The sequence below is a fragment of the Bradyrhizobium sp. BR13661 genome (genome assembly GCF_029892425.1).
GTDB lineage: Bacteria > Pseudomonadota > Alphaproteobacteria > Rhizobiales > Xanthobacteraceae > Bradyrhizobium.
This window is the reverse complement of sequence record NZ_JARXWB010000009.1, coordinates 117608-141044: the sequence shown is the minus strand read 5'-3', so window position 1 is coordinate 141044 and position 23437 is coordinate 117608. Positions and strand designations below refer to the sequence as shown.

The 23437-nt window shown below is 64.5% G+C and carries 23 protein-coding genes; 15 read left to right on the top strand and 8 right to left on the bottom strand.

The genetic code is table 11. The features are described from left to right. Positions 1–17 precede the first annotated feature (17 nt). Entirely contained in the window at positions 18–1346 is a 1329-nt protein-coding gene (locus M2427_RS17150) for a glycosyltransferase family 87 protein (protein WP_280707624.1), read from the bottom strand. Positions 1347–1483: 137 nt separating this feature from the next. Then, positions 1484–3106, bottom strand: a complete 1623-nt coding sequence (locus M2427_RS17145; protein WP_280707623.1) for a helicase HerA-like domain-containing protein — start codon at positions 3104–3106, stop codon at positions 1484–1486. Between the two features lie 333 nt (positions 3107–3439). Here M2427_RS17145 and M2427_RS17140 point away from each other — a divergent pair, with 333 nt between their 5' ends. The 13 genes from M2427_RS17140 (at position 3440) to M2427_RS17080 (ending at position 15133) form a co-directional block, all read left to right on the top strand. After that, entirely contained in the window at positions 3440–3805 is a 366-nt protein-coding gene (locus M2427_RS17140; protein WP_280707621.1) for a DUF2267 domain-containing protein, read from the top strand. A 26-nt stretch (positions 3806–3831) separates the two neighbouring features. Beyond that, positions 3832–4239, top strand: coding sequence for a DUF4332 domain-containing protein (locus tag M2427_RS17135; RefSeq protein WP_280707620.1), 408 nt, complete (start codon positions 3832–3834; stop codon positions 4237–4239). A gap of 260 nt (positions 4240–4499) precedes the next feature. Continuing rightward, a complete protein-coding gene (folP, locus tag M2427_RS17130) occupies positions 4500–5360 on the top strand; it encodes a dihydropteroate synthase (RefSeq protein ID WP_280707619.1) in 861 nt (286 codons plus the stop codon). After that, positions 5357–5725 carry a dihydroneopterin aldolase gene (gene folB, locus M2427_RS17125; RefSeq protein ID WP_100180855.1) on the top strand — a complete coding sequence of 123 codons (369 nt, stop codon included), beginning with the start codon at positions 5357–5359 and terminating at the stop codon, positions 5723–5725. The genes folP and folB overlap by 4 nt, the downstream gene beginning before the upstream one ends. Position 5726: 1 nt before the next feature. Further along, positions 5727–6218, top strand: a complete 492-nt coding sequence (folK, locus tag M2427_RS17120; protein WP_280707618.1) for a 2-amino-4-hydroxy-6-hydroxymethyldihydropteridine diphosphokinase — start codon at positions 5727–5729, stop codon at positions 6216–6218. Positions 6219–6299: 81 nt separating this feature from the next. Continuing rightward, on the top strand, positions 6300–8171 hold the full coding sequence (locus M2427_RS17115) for a methylmalonyl-CoA mutase subunit beta (RefSeq protein WP_280707616.1): 1872 nt from the start codon (positions 6300–6302) through the stop codon (positions 8169–8171). Beyond that, a complete protein-coding gene (locus tag M2427_RS17110; protein WP_280707615.1) occupies positions 8168–8632 on the top strand; it encodes a GFA family protein in 465 nt (154 codons plus the stop codon). Before M2427_RS17115 ends, M2427_RS17110 begins: the two co-directional genes overlap by 4 nt. Positions 8633–8656: 24 nt before the next feature. Continuing rightward, entirely contained in the window at positions 8657–8842 is a 186-nt protein-coding gene (locus M2427_RS17105) for a hypothetical protein (RefSeq protein ID WP_280707613.1), read from the top strand. Then, entirely contained in the window at positions 8839–10995 is a 2157-nt protein-coding gene (gene scpA / locus M2427_RS17100) for a methylmalonyl-CoA mutase (protein ID WP_280707612.1), read from the top strand. The genes M2427_RS17105 and scpA overlap by 4 nt, the downstream gene beginning before the upstream one ends. 207 nt (positions 10996–11202) lie before the next feature. Then, positions 11203–11967 (top strand): RsiV family protein, encoded by a 765-nt coding sequence (locus tag M2427_RS17095; RefSeq protein ID WP_280707776.1) that lies wholly within the window; start codon positions 11203–11205, stop codon positions 11965–11967. A 56-nt stretch (positions 11968–12023) separates the two neighbouring features. Continuing rightward, on the top strand, positions 12024–13013 hold the full coding sequence (meaB, locus tag M2427_RS17090) for a methylmalonyl Co-A mutase-associated GTPase MeaB (protein WP_280707611.1): 990 nt from the start codon (positions 12024–12026) through the stop codon (positions 13011–13013). Beyond that, positions 13010–13669 (top strand): pyroglutamyl-peptidase I, encoded by a 660-nt coding sequence (locus M2427_RS17085; protein WP_280707610.1) that lies wholly within the window; start codon positions 13010–13012, stop codon positions 13667–13669. Before meaB ends, M2427_RS17085 begins: the two co-directional genes overlap by 4 nt. Positions 13670–13762: 93 nt before the next feature. Beyond that, positions 13763–15133, top strand: coding sequence for a TIGR03808 family TAT-translocated repetitive protein (locus M2427_RS17080; protein WP_280707609.1), 1371 nt, complete (start codon positions 13763–13765; stop codon positions 15131–15133). A gap of 28 nt (positions 15134–15161) precedes the next feature. Here the strand turns inward: M2427_RS17080 and M2427_RS17075 are convergent, their stop codons facing one another. The 4 genes from M2427_RS17075 to M2427_RS17060 form a co-directional block, all read right to left on the bottom strand. Further along, the gene (locus tag M2427_RS17075) at positions 15162–15887 is read right to left on the bottom strand and encodes a TIGR03809 family protein (protein WP_280707608.1); all 726 of its coding nucleotides are present in this window, start codon (positions 15885–15887) and stop codon (positions 15162–15164) included. A gap of 478 nt (positions 15888–16365) precedes the next feature. Next, complete coding sequence (locus M2427_RS17070; RefSeq protein ID WP_280707606.1) at positions 16366–18048, bottom strand: S8 family serine peptidase; 1683 nt, start codon at positions 18046–18048, stop codon at positions 16366–16368. A 16-nt stretch (positions 18049–18064) separates the two neighbouring features. Continuing rightward, on the bottom strand, positions 18065–18757 hold the full coding sequence (locus tag M2427_RS17065) for a hypothetical protein (protein WP_280707605.1): 693 nt from the start codon (positions 18755–18757) through the stop codon (positions 18065–18067). Further along, complete coding sequence (locus M2427_RS17060) at positions 18754–19323, bottom strand: sigma-70 family RNA polymerase sigma factor (RefSeq protein ID WP_164938793.1); 570 nt, start codon at positions 19321–19323, stop codon at positions 18754–18756. Before M2427_RS17060 ends, M2427_RS17065 begins: the two co-directional genes overlap by 4 nt. Before the next feature lie 438 nt (positions 19324–19761). Between M2427_RS17060 and M2427_RS17055 the strand changes: the two genes are divergently transcribed. Continuing rightward, entirely contained in the window at positions 19762–20919 is a 1158-nt protein-coding gene (locus M2427_RS17055) for a GGDEF domain-containing protein (protein ID WP_280707603.1), read from the top strand. Positions 20920–20983: 64 nt separating this feature from the next. Next, positions 20984–22084, top strand: a complete 1101-nt coding sequence (locus tag M2427_RS17050) for a DUF2336 domain-containing protein (RefSeq protein ID WP_280707602.1) — start codon at positions 20984–20986, stop codon at positions 22082–22084. Here the strand turns inward: M2427_RS17050 and M2427_RS17045 are convergent. Continuing rightward, the gene (locus tag M2427_RS17045) at positions 22081–22719 is read right to left on the bottom strand and encodes a DUF1109 domain-containing protein (RefSeq protein ID WP_280707601.1); all 639 of its coding nucleotides are present in this window, start codon (positions 22717–22719) and stop codon (positions 22081–22083) included. The genes M2427_RS17050 and M2427_RS17045 overlap by 4 nt on opposite strands. Positions 22720–22721: 2 nt before the next feature. Beyond that, positions 22722–23267 (bottom strand): sigma-70 family RNA polymerase sigma factor, encoded by a 546-nt coding sequence (locus M2427_RS17040; protein WP_280707600.1) that lies wholly within the window; start codon positions 23265–23267, stop codon positions 22722–22724. Positions 23268–23437 lie beyond the last annotated feature (170 nt).

The following is a 23437-nucleotide window of genomic DNA, read 5'->3' as shown; positions in this document are numbered from 1 at the left end:
CCCGATTTTCTGGAGTCTCACGCTGTCGGTGGTTTTAGCCCTGCGGCGGCCTGCGAGCTAGCAGCTTCAGGCGGATGCCGAATGTGCCAGGCGAGTGTAACGGCGAGGACGGCCGTGGCAGCGAGGTTGTTGCCCCAGGCCTGAAAGGCGTTGGGAAACGGCGGCAGCGACAGCAACATCAGGAGCCCGGCAGCGCCAAGCGCAAGCCAGGTTCCCAGCCGGACCCCCGGCCGCGGGTCGAAGGCGCCCCGTTGCATCAGCACGGTGAACGGCAGGAACAGCCACATGAAGTAGTACTGTCGCGCCAGCGGCGAGGCCACCGTCATGAGGCAGAACAGGATGCCAAGCTCCTCGGCATCCGATCGTGCCGTTCGCTCCGCTTGCCGTGGCATCACCGCGACGAAGCCGAGCCCGAGCAAGACCGAGATCACAAACACGATCCAGTTCGCCGTCCTGAAGCTGACATCGATGATGTTCATCGTGCGCGGCGGCTTTTCGGGATCCTCCTGATTGTAATTGATCGGCCTGACCAGCCGGTGCGTCACCGCAATGATGGACTGGTTGACCCATGACCAATTCTGCTCGTCGCGCTGGCCAAAGCCCTTTTCCGAGCTCGATCCGACCATGCCCCGGTACCAGGTGCCGAGCTCGGCGGCGTTGCGTTCGAAGCCGCGGATCGGTGCCGGCACGACATAGAGCAAGATGCCGATGAAAGCGAGCATGCTGACGGCCGCGGCCCACTGCCTGCGCCAGACCAGATAGGGCAGCACCGCGACCGGAAACACCTTGATCGCGGTGGCGAGCGCGAACATGAAGCCTGCGAACCAGGACCGCTGATGCTGAAGGCACCGGAAGCCGTAGAGCATCATCGCCAGCAGAACGAGGTTCGGCTGGCCAAGATCGAACATGTCGAACACGAAGGTCACGGTGACGAGCGCCGGCAAGGCTTCAAGCCACGGGCCGGACTTGCGGTCAGATCCGGTCATGGCGTTGGAGAGCATGCCCGTGTACCACCACGCCACCCCGTTCAGGATGGACAGCACCACATAAAGCGGGATCCTGCCGAACCAGCTCGGGATCGCCAGCAGGATCGCCGGCAGCGGCGGGTAGATGAACTCAAACGGGTGGTCTATGTCACTGGGATAGAGCGGGCCGCCATGCAGCACCTGCTGCCCGGCCCAGTACCACAGCGCATAGTCCTTGGTCTTGCCGCGGCCGAAGATCTCGGGACCCAGGACATCAGCGGTCAGGATCAGGCAGCAGAACAGGAAGAGCAGGTCGAGCGGCGCGCGCAGCGAGGGAGCTCGGAGCGCGCCGGATCGGTGGGGCGGTTGGGCTGGGGTCACAATGCCTTCAATCTGCGGCCGGGAGAGGGTCGATATATGTCTACCCAGACACAGGGCGCAAGTCTGCCCCTGCCCCCAATAGGCGCGAGGTGAGCCGCGGCAGCGCGGAAAGCCGCATCAAGAATGTCCTTGCCTGCCTACCTTCGGAGCAATCCGCCGAGCGCGCCGCGGACCAGCGCCCGGCCGACCGAGCCGCCAAGCTGGCCGCCGACCGATTTGCCGAGATCGGCCACGACGCCGCCGACCACCTTGTCGGTGACCGTGCGCGTCACGTCGCGCGCAATGCGCTGCCCCGTCGTGAGCCGGTTACGCCCGGTATTGGTGCCGAAGATGGTGCCGACCATCGAGCCGATCTGGCCGAGGATGCCACCGCTGCGTCCGCCGGCCTGGCCGTCGGCCGGCGCCGCGGTGCCGGCGAGCCGCTTCTGGATGATCTCATAGGCCGACTCGGCATCAACAGCGGTGTCGTATTTCCCCTTGACCGGGCTCGCATCCATGATCGCCTTGCGCTCTTCCGGCGTGATGGGTCCGATGCGGGCCGAGGGCGGGCGGATCAGCACCCGCTCGACCATCGCCGGCGTGCCATTGCCTTCGAGGAACGACACCAGCGCCTCGCCCTTGCCGAGCTCCACGATCACCTTGGCAGTGTCGAGCTTGGGGTTGGGCCGGAAGGTCTGGGCGGCGGCCGCGACCGCCTTCTGGTCGCGCGGGGTGAAGGCACGTAACGCATGCTGCACCCGGTTGCCCATCTGCCCGAGCACGCGATCAGGCACGTCGATCGGGTTTTGGGTGACGAAATAGACGCCGACGCCCTTGGAGCGGATCAGGCGGACGACCTGCTCGATCTTGTCCATCAGCGCCTTCGGCGCATCGTTGAACAACAGATGCGCCTCATCAAAGAAGAACACCAGCTTGGGCTTGGGCAGGTCGCCGGCCTCGGGCAATTCCTCGAACAGCTCTGACAGCATCCACAGCAGGAATGTCGCGTAAAGCCGTGGGCTCTGCATCAGCTTGTCGGCGACGAGGATGTTGACCATGCCGCGGCCGTCGCGGTCGGTCTTCATGAAGTCCTTCAGAGTGAGCGCCGGCTCGCCAAAGAATTTGGTGCCACCCTGGTTCTCCAGCACCAGCAGCTGACGCTGGATGGTGCCGACGGTCGCCTTGGTGACGTTGCCAAAACCCTGGGCAGCTTTGCGGATCGGCGCGAGCGGATCCTCCTCCGCATCAGGCCCTTTCTTGCTGCTATCGGGCACGATGGCATCGAGCAACGCCCGCAGATCCTTCATGTCGATCAAGGCAAGGCCGTTGTCGTCGGCAACGCGGAACGCGACGTTGAGCACACCCTCCTGCACATCGTTGAGATCGAGCATGCGGGCCAGAAGCAGCGGACCCATCTCGGTGATGGTCGCCCGCACCGGATGGCCCTGCTCGCCGAACACATCCCAGAACACGGTCGAGAACTGGTCGGGCTGGAAATTCAGCCCCATTTCGCCCGCTCGCTTGACGATGAAATCCTTTGCCTCCCCGACCTCGGAGATGCCGGAAAGATCGCCCTTGATGTCGGCGGCGAACACCGGAACACCGGCCCGCGCAAATCCTTCCGCCATCACTTGCAGCGTGACCGTCTTGCCCGTTCCGGTCGCGCCGGTGACGAGGCCGTGGCGATTGGCAAGCGCCAGTGTCAGCCAGGCCAGCTCGTCTCCCTTGCCGACAAAGATCTTGTCGTCGGTATCGCCGAGCTTGTTGTCCTGCGCCGTCATCACTCTCTCTATTCTGTCTGTTAGGTTCGCGTACGAGTTTCGTAGTTTAACGCATGTCGCAAGCCGATTGAAACCGTTCAAGGCGGTATCGATATGCGACATTGTCGGAGATGACGCGCGCCGCATGCACCAAAAGTCGGAAGCGCGCATTCGCAGCGCGGTAGTTTTCGTGAATTTCTTCTCCGCTCTTGCATCGCTGCAACACCTTTCGCGTCTTCGAGAACGAATCGGAACGTTGCGTGCGTTCATCGCTTGTATTTCACATCACACCGGCTCAAGATCATTCTTCGAAACAATACTCCGGCATGTGAACCGGCTGAGGGGCGGGCTAATATGGACGAGCTGATCGGGCGGCTGGCGACAAACGCCAGCATAGATAGTGCTGTCGCTGAAAAGACCGTCGGCATTATTTTGGGCTTCCTTCGCAACGAAGGCCCTTCCGACAGCGTGCAGGCCTTGATCGACCAGATCCCTGGTGCAGAAGGCGCGATCGAAGCGTCCAGGAGCGGCGGCGGACTGTCGCGGCTGATGGGCGGCGGGCTGATGGCCGTCGGCACGCGCCTGATGGGCCTCGGCCTTGGCATGTCCGACATCCAGAACGTGGCGCGTGAACTTTTCCGCTACGGCCGAGACAAAATCGGAGCGGATCAGATGGGCAAGATCATCGCAGGGACGCCGGGCCTCAGCCAGTTCGCCTGAAGCTGCCGTATTTCACGTCGAGTATCATGACATATCCGATCTCCGAGATTGAGGGCCTGCCGGCCTTTGCCGCCAACAAGCTGAAGGCGCAAGGTATCCGCACCACCGACGCACTGCTGGAAGCCGCGAGCACCGCCAAGGGCCGCAAGGCGCTCTCGGCCAAGACCGGCATCAGCGAGCAGCAGCTCCTGGAATGGGCCAACGTCTCCGATTACATGCGCATTCCCGGCATGGGCCGGGCCAAGGTGGGCCTGGTCCGCGCCGCAGGGGTGACCACCGTGCGCGAGCTCGCCTATCGGAATCCGGCAAGGCTGGCGCAAAGCATGCGCGAAGCCAACGATCGGAAGAAGCTCGTCCGCATCCTGCCGTCCGAGAAGTCGGTCGGCGACATCATCGCCAAGGCCAGGAAGCTGTCGCCGAAGATTACGTATTAGCTCCTTACGTCGTCCCACCGAAGGCCGGGACCCAAACCGCGGAATCTATCGATCGCCGAAAGCCGCAGTACCGAACGACGAGTCTTCGCCAAACTTCTCCCTGGGGTTATGGGTCCCGGCCCCCGTGCGCAATTGCGCACTAGGCCGGGACGACAGCGGAGATTGATGCGCGAGATTGCCGCAACATCGACGCCGCCCGGCACGGCGCAGACGCCAATCCCGTCTTGACTCCCCCTCCCCGACCGCGCAAAGCGGGCCGCATGAATGCCTTGCCCTCCCCATCCGTCCCGTCGGCCGGCTCGGCCGGGCCTGACGTGCTGCGGACGCTGCTGGAACGGCCTCTGCCGGCGGTGATGGGCGTGCTCAATGTGACGCCGGATTCCTTTTCCGACGGCGGAGACTTCATTGCTCCGCACCGGGCGCTCGAAAGGGCGCGGGCGATGATCGCTGATGGCGTCGACATCATCGATATCGGAGCCGAATCCACCCGCCCCTATAAAGGCGCCCAGCCGGTCACGGCGACGGATGAACTGGCCCGGCTAAAACCGGTGCTATCAAGCATCGTCGCGCTCGGCGTGCCGGTCTCGATCGACAGCATGAAGGCGGAAGTCGTGGCCTTCGCGCTCGACCAGGGCGTGGCCATCGCCAACGACGTCTGGGGCCTGCAACGCGACACTGATATGGCGCGGGTCGTCGCCGCGAGAGGCGCTCCCGTCATCGTCATGCACAACCGCGAGAGCGTCGATTCCGCGATCGACATCGTCGCTGACATGAAGGCATTTTTCATGCGCTCGCTCGATATCGCGGCGAAAGCCGGCATCGCGCGCGACAAGATCGTGCTCGATCCCGGCATCGGCTTCGGCAAGACCGCCGAGCAGAGCATGATCGCACTCGCCCGCTTACGCGAGCTCGACGTATTCGGCCTGCCAATCCTCGTCGGCGCCTCGCGAAAACGCTTCATCGCCTCGGTGTCGCCATCGGAGCCCAAGGAACGGCTGGCCGGCTCGATCGCCGCGCATCTGATCGCCGCCCAGAGGGGCGCGAAAATCATCCGGACCCATGACATCGCCGAAACCTTGCAGGCCCTGCGGGTCGCAAACGCAATCGAGAGCAAGCAATGACCGACACGATCTTCGTCACCGGCCTGTCGATCCATGCCCGCCATGGCGTGATGGATCACGAAACCGAAGTCGGCCAGCGCTTCGTCATTGATCTCGAACTCTACACCGATTTGTCGGAGCCAGCGCGCAGCGACCGGCTCGCCGATACCGTCTCCTACGCCGATGTCGTGGCAACCACCACGGCGGCGTTCAAGAACACCAATTACAAGCTGCTGGAACGCGCGGCAGGTGCAGTCGCCGACGCCATCCTGTCGCACTTCCCGCGCATCCGCGCGGTGAAGATCACCGTGCACAAGCCGCATGCGCCGATCGCCGCGATCTTCGACGACGTCGGCATCATGCTGACTCGCTCGCGGCACCCCTGACATGGGAAACGTGCTGATCGCCCTCGGCGGCAATGTCGGCGATGTCCGCGCGACATTCAAAAAGGCGATCGCCCATATCTGCGGCATGGCGCAAGCCGTGGTGATCGCGCGCTCGTCCGACTATGCGACGCCGCCCTGGGGCGACGAGGACCAGGATCCCTTCATCAACGCCTGCGTCGAGATCGAGACCGACCTCGATCCGCACGCGCTCTTGTTCGTGATGCAGAAGGTCGAGCAGAAGTTCGGTCGCATCAGGGACAAGGAGCGACGCTGGGGCCCGCGCACGCTCGATCTCGACATGATCGCCTACGACGATGTGGCGATGGACAAGCCCGACCTGACCCTGCCGCATCCACGCCTGTTCGAGCGCGCCTTCGTGCTGGTGCCGCTGGCCGAAATCGCGCCGGACCGCGTGATATCAGGCGTTCGCGTCCGTGACGGACTTGCCAGCGTCTCGACGCAAGGCATTGAGCGGCTTTCAGATACCGGTTAACCAAAATCGACCGTTTGCAGGGGCGGTCCGCCGTGGCAAATTCGCCTGCGAAGAACGAGACGTTTGGGAGCCCTTGGCCGTATGACCTCCGTGACTGACGATCTGCCGCTGGCGGCCGATTTTCCCAAGGCAACGGACGCGGACTGGCGCAGGCTGGTCGACGGTGTGCTGAAGGGCGCGCCGTTCGAGAAGCTGGTCGGCAAGACTTATGACGGCCTCAAGATCGAGCCGCTCTATCCGCGCGCCAAGGGCGTCGCACCGGTGACGGGACGGCCCGCGGCCGCACCGTGGCAGATCACGCAGCGGATCGACCATCCCGATGCGGCGGCCGCGAATGCGCAGGCGCTGACTGACCTGGAGAACGGCGCCACAGGACTCTCGCTCGTGTTCGCCGGCGGCGCTGGCAGCCACGGTTTCGGCCTGGAACCCACGGCCGATGCGGTCGCAAAGGTGCTGAAGGACATTCATCTCGATGCCGGCATCGGCATCGAGCTTCAGGTCGGTCCGCAATCGCGGATGGCTGCGATCCATATCGCGGAATATGTGAAGGGCAACGGCATCGATCCCGCCGCCTGCGACATTCGCTTTGGGCTCGATCCGCTCGCGGCGTGTGCAGTCTGGGGAAACAGCCCCTACAGCTGGGAAGAGATCGTTCCCGCCGTGACTGGCGGCATCAAGGGTCTCGCCGCGCTCGGCTTCAAGGGGCCGTTCGCCTCCGCCGATGGCCGCGTGATCCACGATGCCGGCGGCTCCGAGGTGCAGGAGCTTGCCTTCGTGCTCGCGTGCGGCGTCGCTTATCTCCGCGCGATCGAAGGCGCCGGCGTTCCGCTGGAAGCCGCGCAGGGCATGATCTATGCGCGGCTCGCTGCCGATGCCGATCAGTTCCTGACCATGGCGAAGTTCCGCGCGCTGCGATTGCTCTGGGCTCGGATCGAGGCCGCCTGCGGGCTATCGCCGAAGCCGTTGTTCATCGCGGCCGATACGGCCTGGCGCATGCTGACGCAGCGCGATCCCTATGTGAACATGCTGCGGGCGACGATGGCGACGTTCGCAGCCGGGCTTGCCGGCGCCAATGCAATCACCGTGCTGCCGCATACGTTGGCGCTCGGGCTCCCCGATCCATTCGCGCGGCGTGCCGCACGCAACACGCAACTTTTGTTGCTCGAAGAAAGCAACCTCGCCAGGGTCAGCGATCCCGCGGCGGGATCCGGCGGCATCGAGACGCTCACGGCGCAGCTCTGCGACGCCGCATGGGCGCTCTTCCAGGAGAGCGAGAAAGCCGGCGGCGCCTTCGCCGCGCTTCAACAGGGCCTGTTCCAGGGTAAGGTCGCAGCCGTACGAAAGGCACGCGATGCCAACATCGCAAAGCGCCGCGACGTATTGACGGGTGCCAGCGAGTTTCCAAGCCTGCATGAGCGCGAGACGGCCGTACTGCAGGCAACACCGATTGCATTGGCCCCCTATGGCGAGGCCAAATACAAGTTCGACGCGCTCACCCCGATCCGGCTCGCACAGCCGTTCGAAGCGCTGCGCGACAAATCCGACGCTGCATTGAAGGTGCGCGGATCGCGGCCCAGCGTATTCCTGGCCAATCTCGGCACGCCCGCCGATTTTACCGCGCGAGCGACATTCGCAAAAAGCTTCTTCGAGGCCGGTGGCATCCAAGCCATCGACAGCGAAGGTTTTATCGATCCCACCAAGCTCGCCGCCGCCTTCAGGGCATCCGGCGCTGCAATTGCCTGCCTTTGTTCCAGCGACAAGGTCTATGCGGAACACGCTGAAGCCGCGGCGAAGGCCCTGCAAATGGCGGGCGCGCGACATATCTATCTGGCAGGCCGTCCGGCTGAAGCCGAGGCTGCCCTGCGGGCGGCCGGTGTCACGGGCTTCGTGTTTGCCGGCGGTGACGCGCTTGCCACGTTGCAAGACGCTTATTTGCGGATGGAGCAGGCATGACGGACGCGAGCAAACCCGTTCTCACCGGCGGCTGCCAATGCGGCGCGGTGCGCTTTGCGATTTCGGCAACACCGAACAAGGTGTCGATCTGCCACTGCCGGATGTGCCAGAAGGCGAGCGGCGCGCCGTTCGCCTCCTTCGCCGACATCAACCGCACCGATTTTGCCTGGACCAAGGGACAGCCGTCGTTCTTCCGCTCGTCCTCGATCGCCGATCGCGGCTATTGCGCCGCCTGCGGCACGCCGCTGAGCTTTGGCCGCATCGACGGCGAGCGGATCGAGATCATGACCGGCGCATTCGACCGGCCCGACCGGCTGGTCCCGACACGGCAATATGGAAGCGAGTCCCGCCTCGGCTGGGTGGTCGGCATCTCCAACCTGCCGAGCCAGACCACGCAGCAGAATTACGGGCCGGAGAAGATGGCGACCATCGTCAGCCATCAGCATCCGGATCATGATTGAGGTCAACGCGTGATAGGCTATGCCATGCTTCAGGCGCTCGGGGAAATACTGCTGATCGAGTGGAAGGCGAACATCGGGAAGCTTCTCGCACGCCTGCTGTGGGGCGCGACTGGTGTGATGACCGAGAATCGGCTGGATGATCCGGTCTACAAGAAGAATGTGCAAAGGCTGATCGAGCGCAATCGCAGGTTTGAGGAATCCAAGGAATGACCCGCATTCCCAATTTCGCCGATGTCGCCTTCGAGCGAACCGCAAGCGCAGCACCGTCAGGCAGCGCCGAGCCGTGGCTGACGCCCGAGGGCATTCTCGTAAAGCCCGCCTATGACGAGGCTGATCTCGCCGGGCTCGATTTCCTCGAAACCTATCCGGGCATCGCGCCGTACCTGCGCGGCCCCTACCCGACCATGTATGTCAACCAGCCCTGGACCGTCAGGCAATATGCCGGCTTCTCCACGGCGGAGGATTCCAACGCGTTCTACCGCCGCAATCTCGCGGCCGGACAGAAGGGCCTCTCGGTCGCCTTCGATCTTGCCACCCATCGCGGCTATGACAGCGATCATCCGCGCGTCGGCGGCGACGTCGGCATGGCCGGCGTGGCCATCGATTCCATCTACGACATGCGTACGCTGTTCGCGGGCATTCCGCTCGACCAGATGAGCGTGTCGATGACCATGAACGGCGCGGTGCTGCCGATCCTGGCACTCTATGTCGCTGCCGCCGAGGAACAGGGCGTTCCGCCGGAAAAATTGTCGGGCACCATTCAGAACGACATTCTGAAAGAATTCATGGTGCGCAACACCTATATCTATCCGCCCGCGCCCTCGATGCGGATCATCTCGGACATCTTCGCCTATACCTCGCAAAAGATGCCGAAGTACAATTCGATCTCGATCTCCGGCTATCACATGCAGGAAGCCGGCGCGACGCAGGATCTCGAGCTCGCCTATACGCTCGCCGACGGCGTCGAATATCTGCGCGCAGGACTTGCTGCAGGGCTGGACGTCGATCGCTTCGCGCCGCGCCTGTCGTTCTTCTGGGCGATCGGCATGAACTTCTTCATGGAGGTCGCCAAGCTGCGCGCCGCGCGGCTGCTCTGGGCGAAGCTGCTGAAGCCGTTCAATCCTAGGGATCCACGCTCGCTCTCGCTGCGCACGCATAGCCAGACCTCGGGCTGGTCGCTGACCGCGCAGGACGTGTTCAACAACGTGATGCGCACGACAGTCGAGGCGATGGCGGCGACGCAGGGCCATACCCAGTCGCTGCACACCAACGCGCTCGACGAGGCACTGGCGCTACCGACTGATTTCTCAGCCCGCATCGCCCGCAACACCCAGCTGTTCCTGCAGCAGGAGAGCGGCACCACCCGCATCATCGATCCCTGGGGCGGCTCGTATTACGTCGAGCGGCTGACGCGCGATCTCGCCGCGAAAGCCTGGAGCCACATCCAGGAGGTCGAGGAGCTCGGCGGCATGGCCAAGGCGATCGAAGCCGGCGTGCCCAAGCTGCGCATCGAGGAAGCTTCCGCCAAGACGCAAGCGCGCATCGATGCCGGCAAGCAGGCCGTGATCGGCGTCAACAAGTACAAGCCGACGGACGAGACGCCGATCGACATCCTCAAGGTCGACAACACCAACGTCCGGCGCCTGCAGATCGACAAGCTGACGCGGCTGAAATCCGAGCGCAACCAGAAGGATGTCGATGCCGCGCTTGCTGCGATCACGCGTTCGGCCGGGGAAGGCAACGGCAATCTGCTCGCGCTCGCCATTGATGCTGCGCGCGCCAAGGCGACCGTCGGCGAGATCTCGGACGCGATGGAAAAGGTGTTCGGCCGGCACCGCGCCGAGATCAAATCGATCACCGGCGTTTACAGGCGGGAGGCGTCCAGCATGGGCAACCAGGTCGAGAAGGTTCAGGCGTTGATCGATGCGTTCGAAGAGGCGGAAGGCCGCCGCCCGCGCATCCTCGTCGCCAAGATCGGCCAGGACGGCCACGACCGCGGCCAGAAGGTGATCGCGTCTGCCTTCGCCGATATCGGCTTCGACGTCGATATCGGGCCGCTGTTCGCCACGGCCGACGAAGCGGCGCGACAGGCGGTCGAGAACGACGTCCACATCCTCGGCGTCTCCTCGCTCGCCGCCGCCCATCTCACCGCGGTGCCGGAGCTGAAGGCTGCGCTGAAGAAGCAGGGCCGCGAGGACATCATGATCATCGTCGGCGGCGTGGTGCCGCCGCAGGATTACGACGCGCTCTATGCAGCAGGCGCCGAGGCGATCTTCCCGCCGGGCACCGTGATCGCGGACGCGGCCGAGGAGCTGATCCGCAAGCTCAATGCCCGGCTCGGGCACAGCGAGGCGGCGGAGTAATTCCGCCGCCGTCGGGCTGCCCGCATCAAACCGGCGGGCGCGCTGCCGCGACCAATCTTCACGTCCAGGTGTTCACGCCGCGCGTTCTGCGCCAGTTCATCTTGTAGTCATTACGCTTATGCAGAGATCCGAGCGCTGCGACGGGCCACGGATTCAGAATTGATGGATATTGAAGTGACATATCATCGTCCAAATGCACGGGCCGGCTTGCTCGCGATCCTGTCCGCTATCGCAACGATTGCCCTAACCTTCCCCTCCCTCGCCGCCGATCCCAAGCCCGATGCCGTCGTCAAGAACAAGAACATCGACGCGCGGGTCTTCCTCGATGACAAGATCAAGGCCGATCCGGTGCTTGCCGCCGATTGCCTGGCCGACGGCAGGAAGTGGCTCGACAAGAATACGGCTGACGCTGCTGCCTCGCGCAAGGAAGATCCGCAATTCTTCAGGGACGGCGGCTGGGACTTCGAGCGCAAATATTCGATCCGCTCGGTCGTTGCCGACCGCTATGTCAGCGTGCTTCGCGACGACTACATGGACACCCACGGCGCCCATCCCAATACCGACGTCAACACGATCCTTTGGGACAAGTCCGAGAACAAGCGGATCTCGATCCGCCCGTTCTTCACCGAGACGGCCGATGGCGGCACGACCATGAAGGCGATGGTGAAGGCTGCGATTGCCTCGCTGAAAATCGAGAAGAAGAAGCGCGACACGAGCGATACCGCGACCGGGGAATGGTTCAAGGGCGTGGAGCCTAGCCTGCTCAAGATCGGCGCGGTGACGCTCGCGCCGTCGACCGAGACGGGCAAGAGCTCCGGCCTCACCTTCCACTATCCGCCTTATGCCGTCGGCCCCTACGCCGAGGGCCAATATGTCGCGTATATTCCGTGGGAGACGTTGAAGCCCTACCTCACACCGGAGGGCTCACGCATCTTTGGCGGGGCACGACCAAAGGGCGACGCGGACGAGTAGGGCTGAGAGGGGTTGAGGGCTCTCGCCTGCCTGCTTCCGCCGTTGTAAAGCAGGGCATGATCGAAAAGAAGACTTCGTTTGATATTACCTCGCTCGCCCGCAACCTCCGTGCAGGCCATCGCGCAGCCCTGGCGCGCGCCATCACGCTGGTGGAGAGCCGGCGCGGCGATCACCAGGCGCAGGCGCGGGAGCTCGTGCAGATGCTGCTGCCCGACACCGGCAAGGCGGTCCGGGTCGGTATCACCGGCTCGCCCGGCGTCGGCAAATCCACCACCATCGATGCACTCGGGACCTATCTGATCGCGCAAGGCAACAAGGTCGCCGTGCTCGCGGTCGATCCGTCCTCGGCGCGCAGCGGCGGCTCGATCCTCGGCGACAAGACGCGGATGGCGCGGCTGTCAGCCTCCGACGATGCCTTCATCCGCCCCTCGCCGTCATCGGGCACGCTCGGCGGCGTCGCCGCGAAGACGCGCGAGGCGATGCTGCTGTGCGAGGCCGCCGGCTTCGATGTCGTGCTGGTCGAGACCGTCGGCATCGGCCAGTCCGAGACCGCGGTCTGCGACATGACCGATTTCTTCCTCGCACTGATGCTGCCGGGCGGCGGCGACGAGCTGCAGGGCATCAAGAAGGGCCTGGTCGAGCTCGCCGACATGATCGCCATCAACAAGGCCGACGGCGACAATCTCAAGCGCGCCAACATCACCGCCGCCGACTATCGCGGTGCGTTGCATATCCTGGCGCCGCGATCCGAACATTGGCATCCGCCTGTCATCACCTATTCGGCGATATCAGGCACCGGCATTGCCGAGCTTTGGCAGAAAATTCTGGATCACCGCAAGGCGATGAAGGCATCCGGCGAATTCGCGGCGCGACGGCGCGACCAGCAGGTGAAATGGATGTGGTCGATGCTGGAGCAACGGATGCTGTCGCGACTGCGCAGCGAGGCTTCGGTTCGCACCAAGGTCAGGAAGATCGAGGCCGAAGTTGCCGACGGCCATCTCACCCCGTCGCTCGCCGCCGAACAGATACTGGAGTTGCTGCAATGAGCGACAAGCTCCGCATTCTCCTCACCGGCTTCGGCCCGTTTCCCGGCGCGCCCTACAATCCCACGCAAGCGCTGGTGGCGCGGCTGGCGCAGCTTCGCCGTCCGGCGCTCGATGATGTCGCGCTATCGCGCCACATATTTCCGGTGACTTACGCAGCAGTCGACCGGCAATTGCCTGACGTCCTGGCAAAGGTGAAGCCGGATGCGCTGCTGATGTTCGGCCTCGCCGCGCGCACGCCTTACCTTCGCATCGAGAGCCGCGCACGCAACGCCGTCACCATGCTCTGGCCCGATGCCGCCAACACCCGCTCCAGCAGACGCGGCATCGCCGGTCATGCGGACGCCATGAATTTCGGCCCGCACACCGCAAGGCTGCTGCGCGCCGCACGCCTCACCGGCATCGATGCACGACCCTCGCGCGACGCCGGCGCCTATCTCTGCAACTATCTGAGCTGGCGCGCGATCGAGAATGTGAAGGCAGGCGGCCCGACGCTTGCCGCCTTCATCCACATCCCCCTGCTTGCGCGCAGCGGCGCGGTCCGGCGCAAGGGCGCGCCGCGGATCACGCTGGAGGAACTGGTGGATGCGGGGGAAGCGATGCTGGTGGAGATGGTACAACTGGCAAGGAAGGCGCGGAACACGCAGGCCTTGCGGTAAACATTTAACCCTACCGCGAACAATCCCGACGAGCCTGTCCGCCCTGCGCTACCAAGCGGCTGCGGACACCCCGCGTCCGCCAAAGGACGCGTCATGGACCTCAACCGCCGTCATCTCATCGGAGCTTCGACCGCCGGCATCGCAGGCGCACTTGCCATGCCTGCCGACGCCGCGCGCGCAGCGCCGCTGACGTCGCTGCTTGGCCGCGATGCGACCCAATATGGCGTGCGGCCGGGCGGCAGCGAGGACCAAACGCGCGCGCTCCAACGTGCCATCGACGATGCCTCGCGCGTGCAGATGCCGCTGGCGCTGCCGCCAGGTATCTATCGCACGGGCCTTTTGCGGCTGCCGAACGGGGCACAACTGGTTGGCGTCCGCGGCGCGACGAAACTCGTCTTCACCGGCGGAGCCTCGGCAATCCAGAGCGACGGCTCTGATGCGATCGGCCTCACCGGTATCACTTTCGATGGCGGCGGCATTCCGCTGCCGACGCGGCGCGGGCTGATCCATGTCCTCGGGGGCCGCAACATTCGTATCACCGACTGCGAGATCACGGCATCGGGCGGCAGCGGCATCTGGCTCGAGCAGGTGTCCGGCGACATCTCCGGCAACATCTTCACCGACATCGCGGTGACCGCGGTGGTCTCGTTCGACGCGAGAGGCCTCAGTATCGCACGCAACACAATCATCGGCACCAACGACAATGGCATCGAGATCCTGCGCACTGCCATGGGCGACGACGGTACACTGGTCGCCGACAACCGCATCGAGGACATCAAGGCCGGCCCCGGCGGCTCCGGCCAGTACGGCAACGCCATCAACGCCTTCCGCGCCGGCAACGTGATCGTGCGCGGCAACCGCATCAGGAATTGCGATTACTCCGCGGTGCGGGGCAATTCGGCCTCCAACATCCACATCTCAGGCAACAGCGTCAGCGACGTGCGCGAGGTCGCGCTCTATTCGGAGTTTTCGTTCGAGGCGGCAGTGATTGCCAACAACACCGTCGACGGCGCCGCGGTCGGCGTCTCCGTCTGCAATTTCAACAAGGGCGGACGTATTGCTGTGGTTCAAGGCAATATCATCCGCAATCTGATCCCGAAGCGGCCGATCGGCACCGCGCCTGACGACGATGCCGGCGTCGGCATCTACGTCGAGGCGGACACGTCGGTGACGGGCAATGTCATCGAGAATGCGCCGTCCTACGGCATCGTCGCCGGCTGGGGCAAGTATCTGCGCGATGTCGCGATCAGCGGCAATGTGATCCGCAAGGCGCTGGCCGGAATCGGCGTCTCCGTCGTGCCCGGCGCCGGCACCGCGCTCGTCAACAACAACATGATCTCGGAAACCCCGCGCGGCGCCGTGGTCGGCCTGGAGCATGCGCGCGCCGTGACGGCGGACCTGTCGGCCGACGGTGCCCAGCGCTTCGCGCAGGTGGTGATCGGCGGGAATGCTGTGCGGCGATAGGTGCCGCCCTCACATGGCGTCCTAGGCCCTAGAACGCGTTCCTGAGCAGCGGGTATTTCGCTTCGAGGCCGTCGAGGCTGAAGGTGAATTCGACCAGGCGCTCGGGGGCGGCGACGACGTCTTCGGCGGGCGGGGTGAATTGCGGCAGAAGCATTGCCATCGCAGCGGGCGCGGCGACGGGTGGCTTCACGGCAGGCGCGCTGCGCGTCGCAGCTGCGACCGGCGACCTCACGGCAGGTGCGGCGCCCGGCGCCCTCGCGGCGGGCGCCTTGAGCAGCGGCATCTCGGCAGGCGCTGTAAACGACGCCATCAGAGCAGCCACCCCGACCGGTATAGGCTCGGCAAGCGGCGCGATCGGGGCTTCCGTGATCTCGGCAAGCACGTCCAGCCTGACCGGTACGGAGGTCTCGGGTGCGATGTGCACGGCCTTCGGCTGCACGGTCTGGGCCTGCTCGCTCGGAACCGTGCGGGACATCGTCGCCGGTGACCAGCCGAAGGCGGAGGTCACACTCGCCGCGGCCGCAGCGACGTCTCCGCCATTCGCAAGCGCACGCCAGATCTGAACCGCACGCTTGGCTTCCTGGATGTTTTCGAGAAATGCGAGTTCGGAATGATAACGGCGCCAGCGCCCGGTCTCGAACATTTCGGAGAGGTGCTCCAGCCGCTGTTCGGCGAGAGCGCACCAGCGCGCCGCAATTTCACGTCTGGCCGCGCCTTGGTCGACCTCTTGGCCAACCCCTATGCGATGAGTCATGAACCAGCCCGTCAGGAGAAAATTACGGACGCGACGCAACGCACGCGAATCAATTTAGACGTGACGTGAATATTTTGTGGAAAAGTTTTGACTTGTCCAGCAACGACGCAGCTCTCCTCACAAAACACCGTAGTCGTGCGGAGTTTTCAGGGCTTTATGAGTCAAGCTTCGCACAAGCATGGCGGACTTGCCGCGCCTCGTCGGCGAGTTACGACAACGACGCGCTCGCGAGTTCAACCGCAAGCTGATCACGCACGACGCTTCAAGAAATCGGATGCCAAAAGAAAAGACCCGTCCGGGGGGACAACCGGACGGGTCGAGCCATATGGGCGCTTGGGGTGGATGGGCGCTCGCGCCTAATATGACTGATGGGGAGGGATGACCGCTCCCACATAGATTGGTCGTGGCAGCGAGCTGAACGTTCAAAGCGGGGGTCGACTTTTTAACCTTTCGCCCGCATGCAAAGTTGTCGCAGGCGCTAGCGCGCCGCCGGCCTATCCGCCTGAGAAATCGTGGATTTATCGCCCGCACTCGACAGCGAGGGCTGCTCGATCGCGCGGATGTTGGGGTCGTCGCGACGCTTCTCGGCATCTTCACGTTTAGTTGTACCTGATACGGCTGCGACCGGTGTCGTGCTGTCGGGCGGAACGGCCGTCACTGCCGCATACGCGTCGGCCTCGCCATCGCCGAACTGATCATCACGCCCGGGTGAACCGAGGTCGCGCGCGGTCTTCGCCAGCGTCATGCGAAGCGCTTCCGGCTTCAGCGTGTAATTGCGCTCGAGCAGCAACGCCGCGACGCCGGAGACATAGGCCGCCGAGAACGAGGTGCCCGACGTCATCTGGTATTTGCCGTCAGGCGCCGGCAGGAAGATATCGACGCCGGGCGCGGCCAGCGCGATGTAATTGCCGCGGTTGGAGGCGGCGAACAATTTGTCCTGCTGGTCGGTCGCGCTAACGGCGATCACGTTGGGATTGGCCGCGGGATAGAGCGGCGGCGATTTTGCGCCGGCATTACCGGCGGCCGCAATTAACACCAGGCCACGAGCGGCGGTTGCCGCGATCGCGCGCTCGATCACCGCGTCCTTCGGACCGGCAAAGCTCATATTGACGATCTGAGCACCGTGCTCGGCGGCGTAGTTGAGCGAGCGCAGGATGATGTAGGACGAACTCTCGGCGCCGCCCGTGGTGCCGCCGAAAGCCCTAATGGCGATGATGCGCGCTTCCGGCGCGCTGCCCATCAGCTTCGCATGGGCCACGATGGCGCCCGCAATGCCGGTGCCATGGATATGGGCGCCCTCGCTGCTGCCGAGCGCGTCGAAGACGTCGGCAATCGAATTGGCAAGTTCAGGATGTTTTGCGTCGATGCCGGAATCGATCACGGCAACCGTGACGTTGGCGCCGTGCGCCAGCATGTGCGCCTCCGGCAGGCGCAGCTTGGACAGCGCGTATTGCGCGGGATCGCCTTCGGTCGGGACCGCCGGCTTCTGATCCTGGAGCACGTAGCGGAAGTTCGGCTGAAGCGAGCGCACACTGCCGTCCGCCGCGAATTCGCGCCGCACCGTGTCATAGGGCCGGCCGTCGGTGATGCGGAACAGGCCGATCGTAGCTCCGATCAGCGGGAAATTCTCCGACGACACGCGGCTCAGGCCGTGGCGGCGTGCCAACTCGTCGGCTTCGGTCAACGACAGCGCACTATCGATCTCGGCCACGAATTCATTGGCGAAGCTGCGCGAGGTGATGGCGAGCGGCGCAGCGTTGCCGCGCCCCTTGCCGGCGCTCTTCTTCGTCGCCTTGCCGGAGCCGTCGCCGCTGCCGTTCGGCTGGCTGAGGCATTCGCCTTCGGCATCGCGATAGGCGGTGGAACAGGCCGGATAGAGGTTGGGCGAGTAGCGCGCATAGGGCAGCACGGGGTTCGGCACCATGCGCGCCGTGATGTGAACGGTCGGCGTCACGCGCGGGCCGCGATCAACACCCACGGCTCTCGCCGCGATATTTGGAGAGATTGTCGGCGTGCGCGAGGGAAGACTGATCGTCGGCGTGCGCATGATCGCCTGGGCGTGCGCCACCTCGATACCGAGACAGGCGGCGAGCAGGAGTGCAGCTCCGACAGACGAAGCATAGGCCCCGGCGCGTAACTGACTCTCTGACTTGCGCATCATTGCTGCAGAAACGCGCTCAAGGCGCCGCCACGGCGAGGTTGACGAACTTCTCGCGCTGCATCCTGGCAAGCAGCGCAGTAAGCTCGTCCTGGCTCATCGCCTTGTCGAACTGGAGGCGGAACATGCCGCCCTTGGCATCGCCGATGATCGAGGCCTGATAATTGTCGAGCAGCGCGGTGATGTCGGCAACGCGCGCCTCGGGCGTGAAGCGTACCAGCGCTCGCGAGGGCGCAACCGCCCCGAGCTCGCGCGTGATCGGCGCGCCGGTCGAAAGCGATGCGGTCTGGAAGGTCGCGGGCTGGGTCTTCATCAAGACGGCGCCGATGATGCCGGCCTGGAGCAGCAGCGCGACGGCGCCTAAGCTCGCCGACCAGGCCAGCGCGCGCGGCGACAGGCTCGCGAAGAAAGTGGCGATGCGCGCCGACAGCGGCAGCGAACCGGTCGCCCGTGCAGGCTCGGCGTCGATCGCGGCGAACAGCTTCTGCATCGCTCGCGCCGACGGAGCACCCAGGCTCTCGTTCAGATGGATGGTCTCTTCGTATTCGCCGCGGATCGCCGCATATTGCTTTGCGAGTTCCGGATCGCTGGCAAGCGCTTCCTCGACGCGGCGGGCATCGCGCGCGTTCAGCGTGCCGGCGGCATGCCACGGCAGCAGCAACTCGATCTCACCGGGCTCTTGCTCCAGCATCTTCTTGCTCAAAGCCATCATGGCCAGCCTCGCTCAATGCCGGCTGCCTTCAGCAGTTCGGCCAATTTCTTGCGCGCATAGAACAAGCGCGTCTTCACGGTGTTCTCCGGGATCCCGACGATTTCGGCCACTTCTTCCACTGACTTCTCGTGGTAGTAGACGAGGTCGACGATTTCCCGATGGTCTGGCGAGAGGCCCGTCAAGCACTCCCGCAACGCTTCACTGGTATCCTTCTTCTGCACCACCGTTTCGGGATCGTCGGATGAATCCTCGATCGCGTTGGCGGCTTCGTCGTCCAACTCAAAGTCCTTTCTGCGCCGGAGCGCTGACAGGGCCTTGAATCGGGTGATTGCCAAAAGCCAGGTGGAAACGGCGGATCGGCCTTCGAACTTGCCGGCCTGACGCCAAACGTCGAGAAACACCTCGCTGATGAGGTCTTCTGCCGTCTGCTCGTCCCGCACGAGCCTGAGCCCGAACCTGTAGACCCTGACATGGTGCCGCCCGTACAGCACCTGCATGGCGAGCCGGTCTCCTTGGGCGATCCTGGCGATCAGGACCTCGTCCGTAGCCGCCTGTGTCACGCTCAAAGCCCGTCTCGCAAGGTTGGTCGGGTCGATACGGCGGAGGGTTCGACGGGAGGTGCAAAATTGTTCAACCTACCGCAGTCACACGGGGATCTGTGTGATCTACCCCACATGGGCCCATTTTCCTTGTCCCACCCGTGGCGGCTTGCCGCCTCGCTCCATAACGGTAACATAATACGGAAACACTCTCTCGCGGACTTGCCGTCGACTGCACAGGCGGCCTGGTCGAGCCCGATCCATAACACGGCCCTGTGCACCTTATGTCGCACGGCGCCGGCTTTGGTCCGCGATATCGCCTGCAATGCCTAACTGGCTGCAAAATTCCGCGCCGCATGAGGCCCCTCACCCGCGCGGCGCCCCCGGGATTCGGTTCAGAAGGATACCAAACCTAAAGGCTTGCCACGTAGACTTTTTCGGCTGACATCCACCATTGGCGGGACCATGAGCACTGCCGCGACGTCCTTTCCGGAGAGGAATGCCGCAGAGGTCGCGGATATCGTCCTTGCGCCCGAAGCGGTGGCCCCCGAGATCGTGGCGCGGCGGACCCGGCAGCGTCGGCAGATGTATGTCGGCCAGGTCGCAAGCTATTCGCTCGGCGCCTTCGTGCTGCTGCTCTACGCTTATGACGGCGCCGTTCACATCAACGTTCCGTCGCTGTTCTGGGTCGGCGGCGTCACGATCATCGGCATCTTCGTCGTGATGTCTGAGGCCGGCGTCGGTGACAGGCACAATGACCACTATCTCACCGTCTTCCAGATCTCGGCGCATATGGCGCTGCAATTCATCTTCCTGGTGTCGGTGCCGACGATCGGGATCGCCTTCATCAGCGTGCTGTTCCTGATCTTCGCCTTCGGCACGCTGCGCATGACCTCGGCCCAGGCGATGCTGACCTGGGCGCTCGCGACCTGCGCGCTCGCGGCCGTCTTCCTTGCCTCCGACCTGCCGATCGGCATGCCGGTCGCGACGCGGCTGCAGCGGACTGCCTCGATGCTGTGCTTCGTGCTGGTGATCGGCCAGTGCGCCTTCCTCGGCCTGTTCGGCGCCACGCTGCGCAAGGTACTCTACCGGCGCAGCGTCGAGCTGAAGGACGCCTATCGACGCATCGAGGAGCTCGCCGAGCTCGACGAGCTGACCGGCTCCTACAACCGCCGCTGCATCATGCGACTGCTCGACGCGGAGATCGAAAAGTCACGGCAGGCGGGCACGCCCTGCGCGGTCGCCCTGATCGACCTCGACTGGTTCAAGCGCATCAACGACGTGCACGGCCATCCCGTCGGCGACGAGGTGCTGCGGACCTTCGCCATCACCATCTTCGCCAACATCCGGCCCGATGATCGCTTCGGCCGCTATGGTGGCGAGGAATTTCTGCTGCTACTGCCTGGCACCGCAAGCGAGGCCGCATCGCGCATGCTCGATCGGCTGCGCAGCATCGTCGCCGAGCTCGACTGGAGCGCATTCTCGCCCGGCATGCGCGTGACGATTTCCGCGGGCGTCGTGACGCTGCGCGACGCTGATACCGCCGACACATTTCTCGCGCGCGCCGACAGCGCGCTCTATTCCGCCAAGGCGCAAGGGCGCAACCGCATTGCTACGAGCTGACCAATCCAATTCCTACGGTGGGCGTGAGGATACGCCGCCGGACCGAACGCTCCAGGACAGGGCTATGAGATCCAAAACCGTCAAATCATCCGAGAATCTCCTCGAGGAATTGCAGTCGGCACTCGCGCACGGCACCGTCGCGCGCCGGGTCGAGACGCTGCGCCGGGTCACCGATCTCTTCATCAATAACGCAGTGGACTATTCCGACGATCACGTCCGGGTGTTCGACGACGTCTTTCAGTGCCTGGTCGAGCAGATCGAGACCTCGGCAAGAGCGCTGCTCGCCGACCGCCTCGCGCCGATCGGAGCCGCGCCGCCGCAGATCATCCGCACGCTTGCGCTCGACGACGTCATCGAGGTCGCCGGTCCCGTGCTGACCAAATCGGAGCGGCTGGACGAGACGACCCTGCTCGAGATTGCACGCAGCAAGAGCCAGGCCCACCTCAAGGCGATCTCGCTGCGCCGGGTGCTGTCGGAGGCGCTGACTGACGTGCTGGTCACGCGCGGCAATGAAGACGTGGTGCAGTCGACCGTCAGCAATCCGGGCGCGAAGCTTTCCGAAAGCAGCCTCACCGACCTCGTCACGCGCGCCGAACGCGACGACGATCTCGCCACCTGCGTCGGCCTGCGGCCCGATCTGCCGCGGCATCATTACCTGAAGCTGATTGCGAAGGCGTCGCTGAGCGTCCGCAGGAAGCTGGAGGCCGCGCATCCCGAGCTCGCCGACGAAGTCTCGAGCGTGGTCCAGGAAGCGGCACAGCGGGTCCGTACGGCTGCCATGACCAAACAGACCGAAATGGCGCGGGCGCTGGTGAGATCGCTGCACGAGGACGGCCGCCTTACCGAATTCCAGGTCGCGACTTTCGCCGAGCAAGGCAAGTTCGACGAAGCCAATGCCGGGCTCGCGGCCCTCGCCGGCGTCTCGGTCGAGACCGCCGAGAACATGATGATCGAGAGCCGAACCGAAGGCCTGATGATCCTCGCCAAGGTCGCCGGCATGCAATGGACGAGCGTTCGCGCGATCATTGCCATGCGCGAAAAGCTCTCGGGCGGCTCGCAGACCGACATGCTGACGCTGCGCGACACCTACGAGGCGTTGCGCAGCTCCACCGCACAGCAGGTGCTGCGCTTCCACCGCATGCAGAACACGACGTCGGCGGCTTAATAGCGCAACACTTTCGAACCCGCGAAGGCACCGATCGCGGTCACGACCGCGGTCGCGATCGTGTACCAGGTCGCCACGAACAGCGGCGAGTCGTCGGTGCAGTGCGAGGCGTAGAGCGTGGCGGCGAGCCCGGCCGACAGCAGGCCGGCGAGCGCACCGGCCAGCGCGGGCCGCGACGGTGCGCCATGGCGCAGGCCGAACAATGCGCCCGCGAGCAACGGCAGCGACATCGCGGGAATTGCCATCATGCAGGCCCTCGAGTTCTTGCCGACCAGCCGCATCGTCATCGGCATCGCCGGTGCCATCATAGCCTCGCTGCCGATCGCAACCGCAAGCAGGCCGACGGGCAGCAGCAGCAGCCAGGCCCAGCCGCGCATAAGCGCTTCTGGCCGAGACAGATGTAGGCTGATGATGATCGCGGGGATCGCCAGCGACAGCGTGACCGCGAACTTGGTGTCGAAGAACGGATTATGCATGGCCGTCATCACGTCGGCGCGCACACCGAGGAATGTCGCGAAGATCAGGATCGACAGCGGCGCCGCGACCAGCAGCCCCATGGTCAGCAGCGCGCCAACGCGCGGGGCGCGGTGAGCGTTATCGGCCGCGAGCGTGCGAATGAGTTGATCGGTGTCCATGACTAGTGGTCCCGTAGTTTGGCCGTCAGGGCCGCAAGCCCCCGATGCAGCGCGACACGCACAGCACCTTCGCTCATCGCGTATTTCGCCGCAGTATCCTTGATCGAGGTGCTGTCGACCGCGATCGACTGCAACACGTCGCGCTGGCGCTGTGGCAGCGTGTTGAGCTGCGCGGTCACCTCGCCTGCCGAAGCCGTCTCCTGCAGTGCCTCGCCGGGCAGCGTCTCGGCGAAATCGTCGATGTTGACGAAGACGCGGCGGCCGCGCCGCCGCAGCGCATCGATCAGCTTGTTGCGCGCGATCGCGAACAGCCAGGGGGCGAAAGGCGCTTCGCTGTCCCAGGTGTGCCGCTTCAGATGCACTGCCAACAAAATCTCCTGCACGATATCCTCGGCCTGATCGGGAGGCTGCCCGGCCCTCGCCAGGCCACGCCTCGCCGCAGCGCGCAGCACCGGCGTGACCGCCTTCAACAGGCGATGATACGCCGCATCATCGCCTGTCATGGCCGACCGCATCAGGTCGGTCCATTCGTCTTCACGTCCGCGCACGCGCGCCCCTCACCATTGCAATTCGGCCGCTCTTTCAATTTGTTACGCCACAGGCCTCGCGATCACGAAATCGTGATAGACGTCGAACCCGGCCCCGAAGCAGCCGCAGAAACCCCGTCAGGGCTCATAACACCGATCGGTCCCTGCCGCATACGGCCGGTCGGTGCGTC